This window comes from Enterobacteriaceae bacterium Kacie_13 (assembly GCA_013457415.1).
Taxonomy (GTDB): domain Bacteria; phylum Pseudomonadota; class Gammaproteobacteria; order Enterobacterales; family Enterobacteriaceae; genus Rahnella.
Genome location: CP045665.1, coordinates 3,848,622 through 3,869,165, shown reverse-complemented (window position 1 = coordinate 3,869,165; position 20,544 = coordinate 3,848,622). Strand labels below are relative to the sequence as shown.

At 52.5% G+C, this 20,544-nt stretch carries 18 protein-coding genes and 1 tRNA gene; 14 read left to right on the top strand and 5 right to left on the bottom strand.

Annotation, left to right across the window (positions count from 1 at the left end; genetic code table 11):
* The first annotated feature begins 47 nt into the window (after positions 1 to 47).
* Together GE278_17645 and GE278_17640 are read left to right on the top strand one after the other, a co-directional pair.
* Complete coding sequence (locus GE278_17645; GenBank protein QLK62482.1) at positions 48 to 1,244, top strand: MFS transporter; 1,197 nt, start codon at positions 48 to 50, stop codon at positions 1,242 to 1,244.
* Between the two features lie 114 nt (positions 1,245 to 1,358).
* Positions 1,359 to 1,694, top strand: coding sequence for a DUF2002 family protein (locus tag GE278_17640; protein ID QLK62481.1), 336 nt, complete (start codon positions 1,359 to 1,361; stop codon positions 1,692 to 1,694).
* Positions 1,695 to 1,778: 84 nt separating this feature from the next.
* Here the strand turns inward: GE278_17640 and GE278_17635 are convergent.
* From GE278_17635 to pfkB, 3 genes are all read right to left on the bottom strand, one after another.
* Positions 1,779 to 3,136 (bottom strand): IS3 family transposase gene (locus GE278_17635; GenBank protein ID QLK62480.1). Its coding sequence is split into 2 segments (ribosomal slippage): positions 1,779 to 2,683 and positions 2,683 to 3,136, totalling 1,359 coding nucleotides; the frame shifts between segments, so codons are not numbered across the junction.
* Positions 3,137 to 3,207: 71 nt separating this feature from the next.
* A complete protein-coding gene (locus tag GE278_17630) occupies positions 3,208 to 3,648 on the bottom strand; it encodes a DUF1198 family protein (protein ID QLK62479.1) in 441 nt (146 codons plus the stop codon).
* 159 nt (positions 3,649 to 3,807) lie between these two features.
* Positions 3,808 to 4,752: a 6-phosphofructokinase II gene (gene pfkB, locus GE278_17625; GenBank protein ID QLK62478.1), complete on the bottom strand. Its 945-nt coding sequence runs from the start codon at positions 4,750 to 4,752 to the stop codon at positions 3,808 to 3,810.
* 196 nt (positions 4,753 to 4,948) lie between these two features.
* On the opposite strand from pfkB, the gene GE278_17620 reads away from it, so the two are divergent.
* A complete protein-coding gene (locus GE278_17620; protein QLK62477.1) occupies positions 4,949 to 5,479 on the top strand; it encodes a CYTH domain-containing protein in 531 nt (176 codons plus the stop codon).
* A gap of 72 nt (positions 5,480 to 5,551) precedes the next feature.
* Here the strand turns inward: GE278_17620 and ygfZ are convergent, their stop codons facing one another.
* Positions 5,552 to 6,544 carry a tRNA-modifying protein YgfZ gene (ygfZ, locus tag GE278_17615; protein QLK62476.1) on the bottom strand — a complete coding sequence of 331 codons (993 nt, stop codon included), beginning with the start codon at positions 6,542 to 6,544 and terminating at the stop codon, positions 5,552 to 5,554.
* A gap of 266 nt (positions 6,545 to 6,810) precedes the next feature.
* Between ygfZ and sdhE the strand changes: the two genes are divergently transcribed.
* Positions 6,811 to 7,077, top strand: coding sequence for an FAD assembly factor SdhE (gene sdhE, locus GE278_17610; GenBank protein QLK63330.1), 267 nt, complete (start codon positions 6,811 to 6,813; stop codon positions 7,075 to 7,077).
* Positions 7,058 to 7,510 (top strand): hypothetical protein, encoded by a 453-nt coding sequence (locus tag GE278_17605; protein ID QLK62475.1) that lies wholly within the window; start codon positions 7,058 to 7,060, stop codon positions 7,508 to 7,510. Before sdhE ends, GE278_17605 begins: the two co-directional genes overlap by 20 nt.
* Positions 7,511 to 7,534: 24 nt before the next feature.
* Here the strand turns inward: GE278_17605 and fldB are convergent, their stop codons facing one another.
* The gene (gene fldB / locus GE278_17600) at positions 7,535 to 8,053 is read right to left on the bottom strand and encodes a flavodoxin FldB (GenBank protein QLK62474.1); all 519 of its coding nucleotides are present in this window, start codon (positions 8,051 to 8,053) and stop codon (positions 7,535 to 7,537) included.
* Between the two features lie 218 nt (positions 8,054 to 8,271).
* On the opposite strand from fldB, the gene xerD reads away from it, so the two are divergent.
* The 9 genes from xerD (at position 8,272) to GE278_17555 (ending at position 19,870) form a co-directional block, all read left to right on the top strand.
* Positions 8,272 to 9,147 carry a site-specific tyrosine recombinase XerD gene (gene xerD / locus GE278_17595; protein ID QLK63329.1) on the top strand — a complete coding sequence of 292 codons (876 nt, stop codon included), beginning with the start codon at positions 8,272 to 8,274 and terminating at the stop codon, positions 9,145 to 9,147.
* Positions 9,148 to 9,169: 22 nt separating this feature from the next.
* Positions 9,170 to 9,889: a bifunctional protein-disulfide isomerase/oxidoreductase DsbC gene (dsbC, locus tag GE278_17590; GenBank protein QLK63328.1), complete on the top strand. Its 720-nt coding sequence runs from the start codon at positions 9,170 to 9,172 to the stop codon at positions 9,887 to 9,889.
* 6 nt (positions 9,890 to 9,895) lie between these two features.
* On the top strand, positions 9,896 to 11,629 hold the full coding sequence (gene recJ / locus GE278_17585) for a single-stranded-DNA-specific exonuclease RecJ (protein ID QLK62473.1): 1,734 nt from the start codon (positions 9,896 to 9,898) through the stop codon (positions 11,627 to 11,629).
* A gap of 131 nt (positions 11,630 to 11,760) precedes the next feature.
* Positions 11,761 to 12,859, top strand: a protein-coding gene (gene prfB, locus GE278_17580; protein QLK62472.1) for a peptide chain release factor 2 whose coding sequence is annotated in 2 segments (ribosomal slippage) — positions 11,761 to 11,835 and positions 11,837 to 12,859 — 1,098 coding nt in all. Because the reading frame shifts where the segments join, the coding sequence is not laid out codon by codon here.
* A 9-nt stretch (positions 12,860 to 12,868) separates the two neighbouring features.
* Positions 12,869 to 14,404 (top strand): lysine--tRNA ligase, encoded by a 1,536-nt coding sequence (gene lysS / locus GE278_17575; GenBank protein QLK62471.1) that lies wholly within the window; start codon positions 12,869 to 12,871, stop codon positions 14,402 to 14,404.
* A gap of 165 nt (positions 14,405 to 14,569) precedes the next feature.
* Positions 14,570 to 17,677 (top strand): chitinase, encoded by a 3,108-nt coding sequence (locus tag GE278_17570; GenBank protein ID QLK62470.1) that lies wholly within the window; start codon positions 14,570 to 14,572, stop codon positions 17,675 to 17,677.
* A gap of 103 nt (positions 17,678 to 17,780) precedes the next feature.
* Positions 17,781 to 17,854, top strand: a tRNA-Gly gene (locus tag GE278_17565).
* A 109-nt stretch (positions 17,855 to 17,963) separates the two neighbouring features.
* On the top strand, positions 17,964 to 19,523 hold the full coding sequence (locus GE278_17560; protein ID QLK62469.1) for a tyrosine-type recombinase/integrase: 1,560 nt from the start codon (positions 17,964 to 17,966) through the stop codon (positions 19,521 to 19,523).
* 26 nt (positions 19,524 to 19,549) lie between these two features.
* Positions 19,550 to 19,870, top strand: a complete 321-nt coding sequence (locus GE278_17555) for a hypothetical protein (GenBank protein QLK62468.1) — start codon at positions 19,550 to 19,552, stop codon at positions 19,868 to 19,870.
* Positions 19,871 to 20,544 lie beyond the last annotated feature (674 nt).

Sequence of the window (20,544 nt, the reverse complement as noted above, 5' to 3'; positions counted from 1 at the left end):
CGTTTATACTGTTGATTCCACTCTCAGTGTTCACATCCGGTTTACCCATGTCTTTAAGCTCGCTTCGCTCGAACCTTCAGCTCAATAAACGTATTTTGTCGTTTATGCTTTTCACCTTTGTCGTCTATCTGACGATTGGCCTGCCGCTGGCCGTTTTACCAGGATTTGTACATAACACTCTGGGTTATAACTCGGTTCTGGGTGGCCTGATTATCAGCGTCCAGTATTTCTCGACATTGGTCAGCCGTCCCCACGCCGGACGTTATGCCGACCAGCTGGGTCCGAAACGGGTGGTGATTTTCGGACTGATCTGCTGCGGCATGAGCGGCGTGTTCTACGCGCTGGCCTTTGTTTTTGCGCACTCCCCGCTGGCGAGTTTACTGCTGCTGTGCGTCGCGCGAATCTTCCTTGGCGTCGGAGAAAGTTTCGGCAGCACCGGTACCACGCTGTGGGGGATCGGCGCGGTCGGTGCGAAACACACGGCGCGGGTGATTTCATGGAATGGGGTCGCGACTTATGGCGCGATGGCCGTCGGCGCCCCGCTGGGGGTGATGCTCAATCACGGTTTCGGGCTGGCGGGCGTGGCGGGACTTATCGTCATCGCCGTAGTCATTGCCGCCCTGGTCGCCTGTGGCAAAGCGGCGATTTCAGTCACCGCAGGCAAGCGGATCGCCTTCAAATCGGTGGTCGGGCGAATTTGGCTATACGGTCTCGGACTGGGTTTTGGCACGATCGGTTTCGGGGTAATCGCCACCTTTATTACGCTTTATTACGCCGATAAAGGCTGGAGCGGCGCGGCATTTACGCTCACTTTATTTAGCCTCGGTTTTGTCGGCACACGTCTGGTATTTGGCAATGCGATTAACCGTTTTGGCGGTTTGCGCGTGTCGCTGGTGTCGTTTGTCTTTGAAATTGCGGGCTTACTGATGATCTGGATGGGAACCGATCCCATCACTGTGCAGCTCGGCGCATTCCTCACCGGCTCCGGGTTCTCGCTGGTATTTCCTGCGCTCGGCGTGGAGGCGGTCAAACAGGTACCGCCGCAGAATCAGGGAACGGCGCTGGGGCTGTATTCGGCATTCCTCGATTTAGGGCTGGGTATCACCGGGCCAGTAGCAGGCTTACTGATCGCGCATCTGGGGACGCCGTCGATTTATCTGGCCGCTGCGTTTATGGTAGTGATTGCGTGGCTGTTGACCCTCAGACTCTGGTTACGAACTTCACGTAAACCCTCGGCCAGTTAGCCCTTTTGGCGTGTTTAGATAAATCCTAAATGCGCCAAAATTGGGGATAAAGGCATTGTCTGGCAGAGTTATTGCGGTAAGGTCGCCTTGCGGTTAAAGAAGCGAGGAGCAACCATGTATTTACGGCCAGATGAAGTGGCACGCGTTTTAGAAACATCAGGGTTTGAGCGCGATTATATTGATGATAAAGCTTACGGTTATCGCCGTGGCGAGTACTACGTGTATGTGAACCGGGAAGCGCGGTTTGGCCGGACTGCCCTGGTAATACACCCGGCGATGAAAGAACGCAGTGAGCGTTTTGCCGAGCCTACCGCGTCGTTTCGCAGCAGCGATGCCTACAAGAATTTCCCGCTGGATGTCTCCAGCGAAAACGAAACCTACTACGGCATTTGCCACGGTTTCAGCTCACGTCAGATCCTGGCGAGTTATCTGGATAACGTGTTCAGATAATCAGTTTCAGGTAACCAGTCAGTGAACGATGACGAGAAAAAGCCGCTGATTTTGAACTGACCCCATAAAGTTGGACGGTTTATATCAGGCAGCTATCTGAGCCTGAGTTCGGTACTCTACCGGACTCAGGCCTTTTAGTTTCTGTTTTATTCTTTCATGGTTGTAATAGTGGATATATTCAGCGATCGCGATACGTAACTCTTTGATGTCAATGTACTCTCTAAGATACAGGCATTCCGACTTTAATGTGCCGAAGAAGCTTTCTATTACAGCATTGTCATAACAGTTTCCCTTTCGCGACATACTCTGTTTTAGCCCTGCTTCCTTAAGTCGCTTCTGATAGTGCGCCATCTGATACTGCCAGCCCTGATCCGAATGGAGCAGCGGATATTCGCCTTCACCCAGTACTGACAAGGCCTTAGACAACATATCGTCCACCATCGATAAGTGGGGGCGCTGCTCCATTTGATACGCGACGATTTCACCGTTATACAAATCGAGTACGGGTGATAAATACAGTTTTTCTCCACCAAGATTAAATTCTGTAACATCCGTTACCCATTTCTGGTTTGGCTTGTCCGCGCTGAACTGGCGGTTCAGGACATTACCGGCGGCTTTACCATATCGGCCTTTGTAGGAGTTGTACTTTTTCACTCTGATACAGGATGACAGCCGTAACTGCTGCATCAGCCTCTGAACCGTTTTGTGATTCAGTGAATACCCCATTCTGCGACAGGCAAGCGTGATCCTGCGATATCCATATCGCCCCTTATGATTATGGAATAGTGTTAAAATCCGGCGCTTATCATCAGCATACTTGTCTATTTTTTTGCCAGAAGACAACTGCCAGTAGAACGTACTTCTGGCCAACCCGGCTGCTTTTAACAGGTGGGACAGCTGATGCTGTTGCCTCAACTCATTCACGACCTGCGCTTTGTCCCGCGTACTGCCGTGCTTTTCTCCCTGAGTAAGGCCTGCAACTTTTTTAAATAAGCGACTTCAGCACGTAACAGTTCAAGCTCTTCACGCTCGCTCTTGTTGAGTGAAGGCGGGGGGCTTTTTACAGAGGGCTCTTCGGTGGGTTCTGACATCCTCTTTCTCCTTCGATTATTATTTTTGAGGGCTTCCAGACCACCTGCATCGTACAAGCGCTCCCACTGACATACTGAGGTGAATGCGGGAATATTGAACTTTGCACTGGCCTGACGCGCAGACAGAAGGTGTTCACGCATATGCAGAATAACGGATTCTTTGAAGGCCGGAGAATAGGTGGAATAGCGGGTAGTCAGCCCAGACTCGCCGTGGAGTTCCCAGACGCTGACCCACTTCCGGACCGCACTGTGATCGATACCAAAGCGCTTTGCTGTTGCCTTCTGTCCTTCTAGTCCGGACAGATAGTGCTGCACGACCTTAAGCATGAAGCTGAGAGAATACTTACTCATAAAAAACTGCACCTTACTCAGTTGGGTGTCCAACTTTTGGGGTGCAGTTCAATTCAGCGGCTTTTTTGCATCTATACCAGATGGATCTGATTATAGGTTTCGTTGTAGTCGCGGCGAAACTGCGCCAGCTCGAAAGGTTCGATATCCAGCTCTGCGAAGTAAAACAGCGCCAGCTCGGCGTGTTCGCTGCTCAGCTGCGGCGGCAAATGCGCGCGCACCAGAATGTTGCGCCAGCGGACAATATTTTCAGCCGAGGCATCTTTGATAAACGTGTGATAGATAAAAACGACGTAAGCCGCCTTGCGGATCTCTTCCGCATACCCGCCGCTTATCGAGCGGATAAACATCTGGCTCTGTCTTTTGCCCATTTCCAGCAGCATGGAATCAATATAAACCGGTTTGATTTTCAACAGACTGGCGAGTGACTCATTCGCTTTGCGGGTGTCTGCCGTCATGAACCAATAACCCACAATAAAAACCACAACAATTGCAGCAAGCATAATCCATATCATTCTGGACCCTGGCCTCCGGCCTTTTCTGGCGTGATGTGAAAGGTGCATGCAACACCCGATGCTGCGAGTTTATCTGCTAATGGAAAGAAATACGTGAAGGTGTGACAAAGAATTTGCGCTCCGTGCGCAGTAAAGCCTTCCCGGAGCGCATTCCGGCTATCAGCGGTCCGGTGTCTGAGCGCAAAGATACTGATAAATCTGCTGCGTATCTTTATCAGAACACAGGCGTGTGCCCATGTTCAGCGTGGCCGCGCTGCCAGCCGCCACGCCAAAGCGCACGATATCGAGCAGCCCAGCGCCTTCGGCCAGTTTCAGCGTCATCGCACCGACCATGCTGTCACCCGCGCCAACGGTGCTCATCTTTTTCACCGGCGGCGGCACCACCTGAAATGACCCTTGTGCATCCACGGCCAGTGCGCCCTGCGGCCCGAGCGATACCACGACGCGTTCTGCACCGCCTTCACGGATGATTTGCTGCGCCGCAGCCAGCACGTCGCCAGGATTTTCCAACGGATGGCCGACCAGTGCCGACAGTTCATTCTGGTTCGGTTTCACCAGCGCCAGCCCGCCGATTTTCAGGCCAGCTGCCAGTGCTTCGCCGGAGCTGTCGAGAATACAGCGCAAACCGGCCTGCTGTGCCTTACGGATAAGCCCGGTCAGCGCGCTGATGTGCGTACCCGGCGGCAAGCTGCCGCTGATGACCAGAATCGAACCGGCAGGAATACTTTCGATTTTGGTGCTCAGGCTGGCGAACTCTGTTTCGGTCAGGCGTGCGCCTGGCATCACGAAGCGGTATTGCTCGCCGGTAGTTTCGGTGTGAACGTGCAGGTTCTGGCGCGTCCAGTCCTGCGTTTCCAGCGTGTCGGTGGTGATCCCTTCATCGCGCAACAGTTGCGCCAGATGCGCGCCGGTCGGACCGCCCACCGGAAACAGCGCCGTTGCCTGCCCGCCGAGATGCACAATAGCGCGCGCGACGTTAATCCCGCCACCGCCAGGCTCAAACACCGGTGCGGTACAGCGCAGTTTACCTTCCGGATAAATCTTGGGGGTAAGCGTGGCGCTGTCCAGGGACGGTGCCAGAGTGAGCGTTACAATTTTGGTCATTTTCGTTCCCTCATTTTTCCAAAAACTCATCCGAGAGTACCACCCTGAGAGGTTTTAGCAGCCTTTGATTGAGGGTTTAACGCGCCAGATCAAACCTCCTTGCGACAAGACTGCCTGTCACTGTAAGGTCACTTTGTGTTCTTTCAATCCGTGTAAAAATACGTGTGTAAATGCATAAACGTTAAGGGAGTCAACGATGGCAAGAAACATTGAAATCAAAGCAAAGGTTGATGATTTTTCGGCGCTGTATGAAAAACTGGCGCTGATAAGCGATGGCCTGCCGGATATTATCGATCAGGACGATACCTTTTTTATCTGCCCGCACGGGCGTCTGAAATTACGCACTCTGGCGGCGGATCGCGGTGAGCTTATTTTTTATCAACGCCCTGACAAGGCTGGTCCGAAAACCAGTTTTTACCAACTTTCTCAAACGCATGACCCCGACAGCCTGCGCGAAACCCTGACGCTGGCCTATGGCGTGGCCGGTCGGGTGATCAAGCAACGCACGCTGTTTATGACCGGGCAAACCCGTTTGCACCTGGATCGGGTGAAAGGGCTGGGGGATTATCTGGAGTTTGAAGTGGTACTGGCCGAGGACGAAACGCCGGAGCAGGGCATTGCGATTGCAGAAGATTTACTCGAGCAGCTGGGTATCGATCGCCAGGAACTTGTGGATCAGGCGTACGTCGATTTGCTGAGACAAAAGGGTAAACATCACGAAGGCTAACCGCGCCGGAACCGAAATATTTGCCGCCTTCTCATTGCTAAGATGAAGGCGGCAACGGAGAACTTTAAGCGGTTACTTAGTTTCTTCCAGCGAGTACGGTAGCGGCTGAATGCTCAGCTGGCTGGCCGCATCTTCACGAACGCGAAGAGAGGTATCAGCCTCCAGATCGTTATTCAACACGGCCTGAACCCAGACGGTACCGTCGTTAAGCTGCACCGCCGCTAATACCGTGCCCGTGCGGCGCCAGTTATCACCAAGCTGCATTTCGAGATCGTCCGCCGGAGCAGGTACTTTGCTGGCTTTACCGGATAACCAGAACAGCGCCCGTTTGTTCGCGCCACGGTATTTCGCGCGTGCCACCATCTCCTGACCGGCGTAGCAGCCTTTGGTAAAACTGATGCCGTCGAGTGCCTGAATGTTAGTCGCCTGCGGAATAAACTGCACCGCGTTGGCGCTGTCAATAACAGGGAAACCGGCCTCGATATCCAGCGCCAGCCACTGCTGGCTGTCATTACGCTGTGCCTGTTCACCCAGTTCTTCCACCACCTGACGGGCTTTTTCCGGGCTGGTGATGATAAGGAAACGTTCGGCAGGCAGGGAGAAATGAAGCAGGGTCGTTTCATCCTGCTGCACCACCGGCTGCTCAGCGCTCGGCAGCGTCGAGAACAATTCTGTCAGCGCGGCGCTGGCCTGAAAACCGGCTACGCCCAGCAAGACTACATCGTCATCGGCAGTAAAGGTGATTTTGGAAAACACCGCATACTTTTTAATTTCCGCTAACTGAGTATCGCGCAGGTTACGGCGTTCAAGATACGCCATGCCGTCGCCGCGTTTGAACAGGCGCAGGTTGCTCCACATTTTGCCTTTGGCATCACAGTGCGCGCACAAGACATGATGATCGGCAGCCAGCGCATCAACGTCAGCAGTGACCTGGCCTTGCAGATATTTCATCGTATCCGCGCCGGTTATCGTAACCATTGCCCAGTCTTCGAGTGAAATCAGGGTCAATGGCAGATGGGAAGACGCTGAAGGTTTTTGCGGTGGAAACGGAAATTCGTGAGCCATTTTCTTATCCCGGTCTTTGAAATGTGACTGATGCCTCATGGTAAAAGAGGCCACCGCCTTTGAAAACAGTTATTGGTGCCTTTTACGGGATGTCTTCCGGAGAATGTAAACAGAGTGACAGGTTTGCATCAGGTTTTACGGCACATCGCGTAGATTGACAAAACAACGCATCGAAAAGTTACTTTACAGGCCAAGCGGCTGTTAGAATCGAAAAAATTCCTGTTCCGTCCCTACAAAAGAGTCTCGTTATGGAAAGCAAAAACCAACTGGATATCAATAACAGATCACGAATTCACTGGGCCTGTCGTCGCGGAATGCGCGAGCTGGATATTTCAATCATGCCATTTTTCGAGCATGAATATGATTCGCTCAACGATACAGATAAAGCGCTGTTTGCCCGCCTTCTGACCAGTGATGATCCCGATTTATTTAACTGGCTGATGAATCACGGCGCACCACAAGACGATGAACTACAACGCATGGTCGCGCTCATTCAGACACGAAATAAAGACCGTGGCCCTGTGGCGATGTGATTTACGGGTGTCATGGCGCAGTCAGTTAATTTCACTCGGCAGCTACGGCGGTGTGATGTTACTGATTTTGCTGGCACCCTGGCCCGCAGGCTATTGGCCCGCCTGGATGACATTGCTAATGCTGGTGCTGTTTGAATGCATCCGCAGCCAGCGGCGCATCACAGCCCGCACCGGTGAAGTGATTTTGCTCGATGAGAATCGTCTTTTATGGCGCGGTCATGAATGGCAGCTGCGCCATCCGGTGTGGATGGTCAGCCAGGGGGCGCTGCTTTCTTTGCGGCGTGAAAAACGCAAAGGCGGTCTGGCGCAGGCGATGCGCAGTTCACGGCAGCGTTTATGGTTAGCATCGGACAGCATGAGTGTGGAGGAGTGGCGGCGTTTGCGCCAGATACTGCTCAACAGCCGCCCTCCGGGACCGGCAAAATCGGGCTAAGGGCGGTGCCGAAACGCCTGGAAGTTACATCAGAGCGTCCATCTCCAGCAGGATCTGCTCACACCACTGTTGCAGGCGTTCGTCGGTGAGATCGAACTGATTCACATCGTCGAGCGCCAGCCCGACAAAATGTTTGCCGTCCGTACTCAGCGGTTTCGGGCTGGTGAATTCAAAACCTTCCGTCGGCCAGAAACCAATAAACTTAACGCCCATTGGCACCAACTGGTGGTACAACATGCCGAGCGCATCAAGGAACCATTCGCTGTAACCGAGCTGGTCGCCCATTCCGTACATTGCCACGATTTTGCCACGCAATTTAAGCGTAGGAAGTTGGTTCCAGACGGCTTCCCAGTCTTCCTGGATCTCGCCGAAATCCCATGTCGGGATACCGAGGATCAGGACGCTGTAGTCTTGCATTTTGTCCGGATCAACGTCTTTCAGGTTGTGCAAATCCACCAGTTCTTCGCCCAAAATATCGCGAATTTTCTCCGCGGCCATTTCGGTGTAACAGGTGCTGGAGCCGTAGAAAAGTCCAATCTTCATACTTGTTGCCATTACGTCAAAAGAATACGAATGGCATGGAGTGTAGCAGATTTGGGCGGCGTTCCATCGTAATGAAAGGCATAATGGCATCGTATGCCCATCGCGTGGTGTGCACTTGTGTAAAAGGAATCAGGATGCCAAAACAAGACAATGTGACCCGTCAGGGAGATAACCCTTCACCGGCTGGTGAAGCGGTCAATCAGGTCGATCAGAGCCTGATGGAACAGTTTCTTGATACGTTGTGGATCGAGCGCAATCTCGCAGAAAATACGCTGGCCTCTTATCGTCAGGATCTGAAATCCCTGAGCGGCTGGCTGCATCACAACAACACGGATTTGCTGAACGTGAGCGCCGAAGATCTACAATCCTTCCTCTCCGAGCGGGTGGAAGGGGGATACAAAGCCACCAGTTCGGCGCGTTTACTCAGCGCGATGCGTCGTCTTTTCCAGTATATGAACCGTGAGTCCGTTCGTCAGGATGATCCGACGGCGCTGCTCTCTTCGCCAAAATTGCCGCAGCGCCTGCCGAAAGATCTCAGCGAAGCGCAGGTCAGTTCACTGCTTTCTTCCCCAAGCGTCGATGTGCCACTCGAACTGCGCGACAAAGCCATGCTCGAACTGCTATATGCCACCGGTTTACGTGTTTCCGAACTCGTCGGGCTGACGCTCAGCGATATCAGTTTGCGGCAGGGCGTGGTGCGTGTCATTGGTAAAGGAAACAAAGAGCGGCTGGTTCCGATGGGTGAAGAAGCCGTGTACTGGCTGGAGAGTTATTTCGAGCATGGAAGGCCGTGGCTGCTGAACGGACAATCACTCGATATTGTTTTCCCGAGCAACCGCGCCCAGAAAATGACCCGTCAGACGTTCTGGCATCGCATCAAACACTATGCGATCCTTGCGGGTATTGATGCAGAGCGATTATCTCCCCACGTTTTACGCCACGCTTTTGCCACTCATTTGCTTAACCATGGCGCGGATTTGCGCGTGGTACAAATGTTGTTAGGTCACAGTGACTTATCGACCACTCAAATTTATACGCATGTAGCCACTGAACGACTCAAACAGCTACATCAACAACATCATCCCCGTGCGTGATGCCGGGAAAAAGGACGAAATGATGAAAAAAGGTTTACTGCTGCTCACCCTGATTGCCGCGTGTATGAGCTCCGTGGTGCATGCTGATGATGCAGCCATCAAGGCCACGCTGAATAAACTGGGCATGAAAAATGCCGATATTCAGCAGACACCGGTCACCGGCTTGCGCGCAATTTCTACCGACAGCGGCGTTATCTACATTACCGAAGATGGCAAACATGTTTTGCAGGGCCCTATGTATGACGTCAGCGGCAATCAGCCGGTCAACGTGACCAATCAGGCTTTAATGACAAAGCTGGAAGCGCTGAAAAAAGAAATGATCGTCTATAAAGCCAAAAACGAGAAACACGTGATTACCGTATTTACCGACATCACCTGTGGCTATTGCCACAAACTGCATCAGCAAATGCAGGACTATAACGATCTGGGGATCACCGTACGTTATCTGGCATTTCCGCGTCAGGGACTGAACTCCAAAACCGAGAAAGACATGCAGTCGATCTGGTGCACCGGCGATCGCAATACTACCTTTGATGCGGCCATGCGCGGCGATGATATCGTCGCGGCAAGCTGCAAAACCAGTGATATTGCGAAACACTTTGAGCTGGGCGTCCAGTTCGGTGTGACCGGCACTCCGGCTGTTGTGCTGCAAGACGGTACTTTGATCCCGGGCTATCAGCCGCCAAAAGAAATGGCTGCGATGCTGGACCAGCGCGATCCTTCACATAAAACCGGTGGTTGATTTTTCGTGACCTTGCAGACTCAACTTCGCCGCCGTGAGGCCGCGACCGGCGTGGAACTTCCCGCCGAACTCTCTCCGTTGTTACGCCGGTTGTATCTCTCGCGTGGGGTGAAAGACAGTCAGGAGCTGGAGCGCAGCGTGCGCGGCATGCTGCCTTATCAGCAACTCGATGGCATCGATGACGCCGTGAAGCTGTTGCAAAAAGCACTGACCGAGCGGCTGCGTATTATCATCGTCGGAGATTTTGACGCCGATGGTGCGACCAGCACCGCGCTTGCGTTGCTCTCCTTGCGCAGCATGGGTTGCGGGAATATCGATTTTCTGGTGCCTAACCGTTTTGAAGACGGTTATGGTCTGAGCCCGGAAGTGGTGGAGCAGGCTGCTTCGCGCGGTGCCGAGCTGATTTTGACCGTCGATAACGGCATTTCTTCGCACGCTGGCGTCACGTTGGCGCACGAGAAAGGCATTCAGGTGCTGGTTACAGACCACCATCTGCCGGGCGATACGCTGCCCGATGCCGAAGCGATCATTAACCCTAACCTGCATGGTTGCGCTTTTCCGTCCAAATCGCTGGCGGGCGTCGGCGTAGCATTTTACCTGATGCTGGCGCTGCGCAGTGCGTTGCGCGACAGCGGCTGGTTCGAGCAAAACGCCATCACGCCGCCGAATCTGGCGGAACATCTGGATCTGGTGGCGCTCGGTACCGTGGCGGATGTCGTGCCGCTCGATGCCAATAACCGCATCATGGTGTATCAGGGGCTGAACCGCATTCGTGCGGGCAAATGTCGCCCAGGCATCCGTGCGTTGCTGGAAGTTGCCGGGCGTGAAGCGCGCACACTGGGCGCGAGCGATTTAGGGTTCGCACTTGGGCCACGGCTCAACGCTGCCGGGCGTCTTGACGATATGTCGGTCGGCGTGGCGCTGTTGCTCACTGAGGACATCGGACAGGCGCGCGCGCTTGCCAGCGATTTAGATGCGCTGAATCAGACCCGCCGCGAGATTGAGCAGGGTATGCAGGTCGAGGCGCTGGCGCTGTGCGACAAACTGGAGCGCGGCACCGACGCGCTGCCGTTCGGGCTGGCGATGTATCATCCGGAATGGCATCAGGGCGTGGTCGGCATTCTGGCTTCGCGTCTGAAAGAACGTTTTAACCGCCCGGTGATTGCATTCGCACCGGCGGGCGAGGGGATTCTTAAAGGTTCTGGTCGTTCGATTGCCGGTTTGCATATGCGCGATGCGCTGGAGCGTCTCGACACGCTCAATCCCGGCCTGATGATGAAGTTCGGCGGACACGCAATGGCCGCCGGTTTATCGCTGGAGGAGTCAAAGTTTGATGAATTCCGCGACCGTTTTGCTGAACTGGTGGGCGAATGGCTGGATCCGTCGTATCTGGAAGGCGTGGTGTGGTCGGACGGCGAACTGGCCGCACAGGAACTGACGATTGATACCGCTGAAATGCTGCGTGACGGCGGCCCGTGGGGGCAGTCGTTCCCCGAACCGACGTTTGACGGTACTTTTCGGATCCTGCAACAAAAATTGCTGAAAGAGCGTCATCTGAAACTGATGATCGAACCGATCGGAGGCGGTCCGCTGCTTGACGGTATCGCGTTTAATATCGATCCGACGTTCTGGCCTGACAGCAGCATCCGCGAAGTACAACTGGCTTACCGGCTCGATATCAATGAATTCCGTGGAAATCGCAGCGTTCAACTGATCATTCAACATTTGTGGCCGAAATAAGCCCGTTCCGGTCAGAATAAACCCGGCAAAAATACGGCTCGTTGCTATAAAAAGACCGCTAATTCCGTTAGAATCGTCGGTTCGAATGGCATTGGGCCAACTCCGAATCTAACGTAAGACGCGAAAAAATCATGTTTGAAATTAATCCGGTAAAAAACCGCATTCAGGACCTGTCCGAACGGACAGTCGTTCTTCGGGGGTATCTTTGACTATGATGCCAAGAAAGAACGCCTCGAAGAAGTAAACGCCGAGCTGGAACAGCCGGACGTATGGAACGAACCTGAACGCGCACAGGCGCTGGGTAAAGAACGTTCCGCGCTGGAAGCCATCGTTGAAACTATCGACCAGCTGTTGCAGGGCGTCGAAGACGTGACTGGCTTACTTGAGCTGGCAGTAGAAGCCGAAGATGAAGACACGTTTAATGAAACCGTGGAAGAAGTGGATCAACTGACGGCCAAGCTGGAACAGTTAGAATTCCGCCGCATGTTCTCCGGTGAATATGACAGCGCAAGCTGCTATCTCGACATTCAGGCCGGTTCCGGTGGTACGGAAGCGCAGGACTGGGCGAGCATGTTGCTACGTATGTATTTGCGCTGGGCAGAAGCTAAGGGTTTCAAAACGGAAGTGATCGAAGAGTCTGACGGCGAAGTCGCAGGCCTGAAATCCGCCACCATCAAGATCATCGGTGACTATGCGTTTGGCTGGTTGCGTACCGAAACGGGCGTTCATCGCCTGGTGCGTAAAAGCCCGTTTGACTCCGGTGGCCGTCGTCATACGTCTTTCAGTTCCGCGTTTGTGTACCCGGAAGTGGACGATGACATCGCTATCGAAATCAACCCTGCCGACTTGCGTATCGACGTTTACCGCGCGTCCGGTGCGGGTGGTCAGCACGTCAACAAAACAGAATCTGCGGTACGTATTACCCACCTTCCGACCAACATTGTGACCCAGTGTCAGAACGACCGCTCCCAGCATAAAAACAAAGATCAGGCCATGAAGCAGATGAAAGCCAAGCTTTATGAGTATGAGATGCAAAAGAAAAATGCGGATAAACAGCAGCTGGAAGACAATAAGTCTGACATCGGCTGGGGCAGCCAGATTCGTTCTTACGTGCTGGATGATGCACGTATCAAAGATTTGCGCACAGGCGTTGAAACACGAAATACGCAGGCCGTGTTGGATGGCGACCTGGATAAATTCATCGAAGCCAGTTTGAAAGCCGGGTTATAAGGAACCAACATGTCTGAACAACAATCGCCTGCTGAGCAGCAGCCAACCGAGAACGTCCCCGATCTTAACAACGAGCTGAAAGCCCGTCGTGAGAAGCTGGCATTGCTGCGCGAAGCCGGTAACGCGTTCCCGAACGATTTCCGTCGTGACAGTATTTCTGACGATCTGCACGCTAAATATGGCGAGAAGACCAATGAAGAGCTGGAAGCGTTAGACATTACCGTCACCGTCGGTGGCCGTATGATGACTCGCCGTATCATGGGCAAGGCGTCCTTCGTGACCCTACAGGACGTCGGCGGCCGTATTCAGCTGTACGTCGCGCGTGACGATCTGGCCGAAGGCGTATATAACGAACAGTTCAAGAAATGGGATCTGGGCGATATCCTGGGTGCGACCGGCAAGTTGTTCAAAACCAAGACCGGCGAACTGTCGATCCACTGTTCTGAACTGCGTCTGCTGACCAAAGCACTGCGTCCGTTGCCGGACAAATTCCATGGTCTGCAGGATCAGGAAGCGCGTTACCGTCAGCGTTACCTTGATCTCATCGCTAACGATGATTCGCGCAAGACCTTCAAGATCCGTTCTCAGATCATGTCTGGTATCCGTAACTTCATGGTGGAAAATGGCTTCATGGAAGTCGAAACTCCAATGATGCAGGTGATCCCTGGCGGTGCTGCTGCACGTCCGTTTATCACCCACCACAACGCGCTCGACATCGACATGTACCTGCGTATCGCGCCGGAACTGTATCTGAAACGTCTGGTGGTCGGTGGCTTCGATCGCGTGTTCGAAATCAACCGTAACTTCCGTAACGAAGGCGTTTCTCCGCGTCACAATCCAGAGTTCACCATGATGGAACTCTACATGGCGTACGCGGATTACAAAGACCTGATCGTTCTGACCGAAACCCTGTTCCGTACGCTGACCGAATCCGTTCTGGGCAGCAGCGTTGTGCAGTACGGCGAACAGACGTTTGATTTTGGCAAACCTTTTGCCAAGCTGACCATGCGTGAAGCGATTTGCAAATACCGTCCTGAAACTAACGTTGCCGATCTCGATGATCTGGCCAAAGCGACGGCTATCGCAGAATCTATCGGTATCAAAATCGAGAAGAGCTGGGGTCTGGGCCGTATCGTGACTGAGATCTTCGAAGAAACCGCTGAAGCCCAGCTGATTCAACCGACTTTCATCACCGAGTACCCGGCAGAAGTTTCTCCGCTGGCGCGTCGTAACGATGAAAACCCGGAAATTACTGACCGCTTTGAATTCTTCATCGGCGGCCGCGAAATCGGTAACGGCTTCTCTGAGCTCAACGATGCAGAAGATCAGGCACAGCGTTTCGCCGATCAGGTTTCTGCCAAAGATGCAGGCGATGATGAAGCGATGTTCTATGACGAAGACTACGTGACTGCGCTGGAACACGGCCTGCCACCGACGGCGGGTCTGGGCATCGGTATCGACCGTATGGTTATGCTGTTCACCAACAGCCACACCATTCGCGACGTTATCCTGTTCCCGGCAATGCGTCCGCAGACTCAGAAGTAAGTTTATTAAGAAATACAGAAGGGCGCTCCGGCGCCCTTTTTTACATTTATCATTCCTCATCAAAGAAAATGATTGAGTCATTGTGATATAAATGTGCTCGTTATTTATCGTTAAATCATTAGCTTGGTGCAACTCTGGGTGAAATTCACTCAGGAGATACACCCCATGTCTGACCCGCAATTTTCCTCTTTACACGTCACTGCGTCTGCCATTGATCCTGACAGCTGGTATCAGCCTGTTACGTTGACTTTTACCAACTCAGCCAGCAGCGCCGTCGATCTTAATCAGGCTGTACTCACTTTTTCCGCGACCGGCGCGCCGGACAGCTACGGCGTGATCAGCGGAACCCTGGCCGAAAAAAAAACGCCGGTTATCACGGTTGTTGACGGCTGGCCGTTGAAAAAGACCCGCATAGATTTTGCTTACGGCGCCCCTGAGTTGCTGGCTGCTGGAAAAATCGCCACGCTGACGTTTAATATTTCTGCGAGTCAGGTCCCCTTTCAGGCCACTGAATGGTTGCTGGTGCTGGCATCCGGTGAGCAGGCCAATACCGGTGATGACAGCGATCCGGTGATACCCGACCCAACGCCGGAATCCGACCCAACGCCGGAACCCGACCCAACGCCGGAACCTGACCCAACGCCGGAACCCGACCCAACGCCGGAACCCGACCCAACGCCGGAACCTGACCCAACGCCAGAGCCAGACCCAACGCCGGAGCCAGAACCGACACCCGCTGTGGCCAGCGTCCATGCGGCCGTCAGTAAACTGGATACCGGCAGCTGGTATCAAAGCGTAACGCTGAGCCTGACCAATACGACGGCGCAGACGATCGATTTTACACAGGCGGTGATTGAGTTTTCCGCCACCGGTCATCCGGATGAATACAGCCCGTTCAGCGGTTCGCTTATCGGCGGTACGCCAACGCTCAAGCGTGACGGCGGCTGGCCTCTGGAGGTCAATACCCTGACGCTGCTGGCGGGCGGCGATATGCTGGTCGCTGCAGGCAAAACGGGCACCATCACCTTCTCGTTCAGTGCCACGCAGACACCGGTCACGTTTGGCAAAGTCACGGTTAAACTGCTTGCCGATCCGTCACGGCAGGGCGAGTTGATCGTCGTGCTTCCAGCCGCACCAGCGCAGGGGATTGGTATTCCTATATTGACCCTCACCAGCGCAGCAGGCGAAGAGACTTTGCATAATCTGGAATGGAGTGCTCGCAATAGTTTGAAAAATTTGAGTTATTCCACTTATACCTTGCACCTTGATCCGCTTGAGGACGCCAGTGTGCGGGTTACGCCGACCCAAACTCAGCAAAAGGTGTCGCTGACTGCTGCAAATTCACCGTGCATCGTGAATATCAATTATGAAGCACCGGTGTATTTCGCCAGTGCCCAGCTTTCTCTGACGCCGAACGCCAGTATTAAGCAAGGCGTGATCGACATTACTCTGACCCAGTCCGGTGCGACCCAGACCGTTTCCCAAAGCATTGAGCCGGGGAAAAGTACGCTGGTGACCCGGCTGACGCATCAGGTCGCGTGCCAGGCAAAAATCAACACCACGCGCATCAATAATATTGAATTCAGCGCCGCCATGGCGGCAAAAACCTTCACGCCCGATAAGGCGTCAACGGTTGCGGTCGCGGTGGATTACCAGACGAAACAAGTCAGTAACGCAGGGTTTATCACCACCACACTTCAGGCGACCGGCCTGCCAGCGGGCAGCCAGAAAATTAATGTCTCAATGGTGAGCAAGGACAGCGCGACGCAGTACTATTTCACCCTCTACGGTTCGGGCGAACTCACTATCCCTTACGCCGTCGCACCGGGTGAATATCGCATCAATGCAGACAAACTGAGCATCGGTGGGCGGCAGTATGTTGCTTTGTCTGGCACCGTTGTCACAGTATCTGCCAGTGCCAAACGGCTGATCCTTATCTTTGAAAAAGGCGTCGATTTGCAGGTTCGCGGCTGGCCGGATTATCTGGCTCACGGCGGCGTGACGGTCAATTCAGCTTCGAGCGTCACCGCGTACAAAGGTGTTCCGGTCGATGCATTGTTCAAATACGACGGCTTTGACGGCGGCGGTGACCCGATCCCTGCTGCTGAAGTTGACCGTAACGGTGACGGTTATCTGGATCTGGAGGCGTTGCCGGTGCATCAGACCTGCCCGGTTGCGCGTCAGATTGAGCAGGCGAATGGCCTTGCGGTAATGCCGGTGATGGTGGTTTACACGGCCAACGCCAGCGGGGGGAGTGCTGTCTCCGATCTCGCCGACAGTCAGCGTTTGCGCAACCATTTCGGCAGTTTCATCACGCAGTGCGTGGCGGCGCAAAGCTACAAGGATAAAGATCATCCGGTGCCTGCGACCTTTGTTCTCAATCCGGATTTCCTCGGTGCGATGGAACAAGAGCCGTCTGGCTATGCGGCGCTGCGCCGGGCCAACAGTGTTCAGGTGAATACGCTGCTGCAAAAAGCGGTCAGCGACCTCCAGCCAATTCTCAAATATACTTCGCCGGTCTTGCCGCATTTTGACGACAGCCTTTACGGGTATCTGCAGGCGATAAACTACATCGTTCATACTTTTGCGCCCGACGTCGCGTTTGGCTGGCAGATTAACGTCTGGGCGACCGGCGGGGCAGACTGGCTGTTGCAGGATGATGTTGATCCGGGCGAATACGCCGATCAGATAGTGACATATCTGGATGAACTGGGGGTTTACGGGGGCGCGTATGCACCGGATTTCATCGTATTCGATAAATTTGAACGCGACTGTTTCAGCCCGGATGCTATCGCGCACTACAGCTGGAATGCCTCAAGCTGGTTCAACTACCTCAATCTGGTGAAATACACTGCCAGCGGGCTGAACAAACCGGCGATGATCTGGCAGATACCCGGCGGACATATGCCGACGGAATCCGAAGGTACCAGCATGCTTTCCAGCGCCCACTTTGCCTCCGGCGGCACCTTCCTAATGGGGGATCCACGCATTGGCACCGAAGTCAGCAATGTTCTGAAGGCATTGCGTGATACTGCACTGAATCCGGTGAACTACGGTGTGAAAACCGTCGGCGAATTTTTGCAGAAAGACAAGGGCTATGACTGGGGGCAGGCGCAGGTCAATAATCTGACCAACTACAATATCTTCTCGATTTTGTGGGGCGGCGGCTCGACGGTTAGCATCACCAGTATCCAGTCCAACGGCACCGACGGCGGCTGGCTGGCGCAGAAAATCGTCGAGTATTACCGGGCACCAAGTTACTTTGGCGACTGAGATCACATCTCGCCAATCTGACTGCTCAAAACACCGCCATCAGGCGGTGTTTTACTGCTTGTCAGTCAGAGAGTTAAGGTTATAATGCCCCTCGCAAACCGATGCGGGTGTAGTTCAATGGTAGAACGGCAGCTTCCCAAGCTGCATACGAGGGTTCGATTCCCTTCACCCGCTCCATGAACCTTCTTTCAGTACCTATCTTATTGAATCCCTTGGCGATACGGCGTAAAGCCTTCCAACAGTAGCTGACTGTAACCTACTGTGTAACCCTTATGGGCTTACAAGCATGATTCAAAACAATACTATTCACACGACAAATGCTTATCTTTACCGGCGAAACGGTATCTATTATTTCCGTTTGAAGAACCGCCATAAGATAACCTCACTATCCCTGCGTACACGAGACAGAAGAACAGCTATGTCACACTCACGGCAAATCAAAGCGGCGCTGAAGGCAATCCATGCGGATAACCCTGATATGAGTTACGACGATATGAAAGGACATCTCAGGGATATAGCTGAATGGGAGCTGTCAGCAGGGCGTTCTGACCTTTTTCAGCCTGAGATGAGGGATATTTATCGAGACCAGTACAACGAGCTTGGACAACAATTAGTTGATGCTGTAGCAAGTGAACCACTTACAATTGACCAGCATCGTTATATCGATGAGGTATTTACGGTTCTGAAAGCCTGTATGGCAAGAATTGAGGGTAACAACAAGCCGCTACTGGATTACCTTGATGAGCATGACAAAGTTGATATTGAGGTCAGCCAATCTGTATTACCAGCGAGCAGCAAAGTCGTACTCCTTCAGGATCTCATTGAGCAGTTTGAGAAGGAGAACATTCAGAACTGGAAGCCAGCAACGCTAAGTGAGAATAGGGCGTCTCATTCGACCCTTATGGAGATCTTTAATCACCTTGGCCTGAATGACCTCACAAAGACCACTCGAGCAGACATGATTGCTGTCCGTGATGTCCTTCAGCAAATCCCAAAGAACCGTAAGCAACGCTTCAAGGATGCCCCATTGGGTGACTTACTGGCTCGTCCTGAGAAGTCTGATTGTATGGATGTCGTGACCATTAATAATAAATATCTGGTCAAAATGTCTGCTTTGTTTAAATGGGCTGTCCGTAATGATTTGCTCGAAAAGAATCTAACCGAAGGACTGGAACTAAAGGCGCCTCCTCGTAAAGCGTCAGATGCCCGTAAAGCGTTCTCAGTGAATCAGGTAGGTCAGCTTATTGATGCCGCTAAGAAGTACGCTGAGAAACCGTCTGGTAAGCCTTATCACTACTATGTGCCACTGCTGGCGGCTATCACTGGTGCTCGACTCAATGAGGTCGCTCAGTTGCAGGTGAGTGATATTAAGATCACCGAGAACGGAACGGTCTATATCCATATCAATGAATCTGGTCTGGATGGCAAGTCTATCAAGAACCCACACAGCGAGCGTTCTGTACCGCTTGTCGATGGTGTCTATGGATTCGTATTAACTGACTTTATGAACCTTGTTGATGCCCGTAGGAACGCTTCTGGAGGGGATTCAGCGATGGTCTTTGATGGCCTTCGCCTTATGAATAATGGCTATGGTGAACAGGTCAGTAAGTGGTTCAACAGAACACTACTGCCTAAGGTAATTGCTGACCGTGACGGCTTGGCGTTCCACTCATTGAGGCACACAGTTGCCACTCGGTTAAAACAAAATGGAGTTGAGCTTGCCTATGCTCAGGCGATATTGGGTCATAGCTCTGGTTCAATCACATACGACCGATATGCTAAAGATGTTGAGGTGAATACGCTGGCTAATATTCTGGCAGATTCGCTGAGTGATAGATCGAAGTAATTTTAAATAAAATGATGATGGGATTTATGAAATATAAAATAATGTTTTTAACCGTAGGGATTATTTCTCTTTGTGGCTGTAATATGAGTCCTTCGCTTTATACCGCCGATGCTAATAAATCTTCGGGTACTGTAGTTATGGCTTATCATTATTCTCAGTCAACTCCTATGTGGTGGAGTCCTGAGTTTGGCGAAGAAGCGCAGAGGCGCGCGGAAATCATATGTCAGGGATGGGAATATGACAGTGCCAGACCATTGGATGATAGCTCATATATGGAAAGCGGCAGTATGATCGAAGGTGTGGACTCAGTCACTTATCAATGTACTAAGCCGCCATCAGGTAAGTAGTTGTTATCACTTCAGGATTAGGTTACCGAACAATTCCTACCACTATAGGGAGAAAAATTGCAGAGTTATCGGTTAAAAATGATTGTACTCACTATAGGGAACAATACATTTCTCCCATAGGACATCCGAGTCCGGCCTTATGGATACTTAGGCTTGTAGCGTACATCTTTGCCAGTGCCTGAAGAGGCGATCAATTTGTTTGGTCTAACTGGTGACAGCATGGGGTGGTTCCCATGTTAATCAATAGAACGGTTAGTGCCAGACCAAAAGGCACTCAGTAATTTCCCGTCTGAGCTTAGTCAGCCAGATATGAGGAATGGCAGCGATGCTCAGGACAGCCATGTCACTATTGAATTGTCGATGTACGCTCAGGTATCGGATACGACTATAATTACACAAGTAATTAATTCATAAAGATATTCTCTATATGAGTCTTATTGGTGTCTCTACTTCGTAAGAATCAATAAGAAGTCTGTAAGTTCCTCCCAACTGCCGTTGGTGGCTCATGGTTTTAATTGACCATGATTAATTGTCAATATCAGTCTTCAATGAGATGCCCGAAAGCATCACTTCTAATCAATGACAGTCTTTATTAACGTGTCTATTTTGTCTGTTGGCAAGGTCATCACTCCGCTGACTGGCTGGCCTTTGCCCTTTCGGAGCAGATGAAAAGA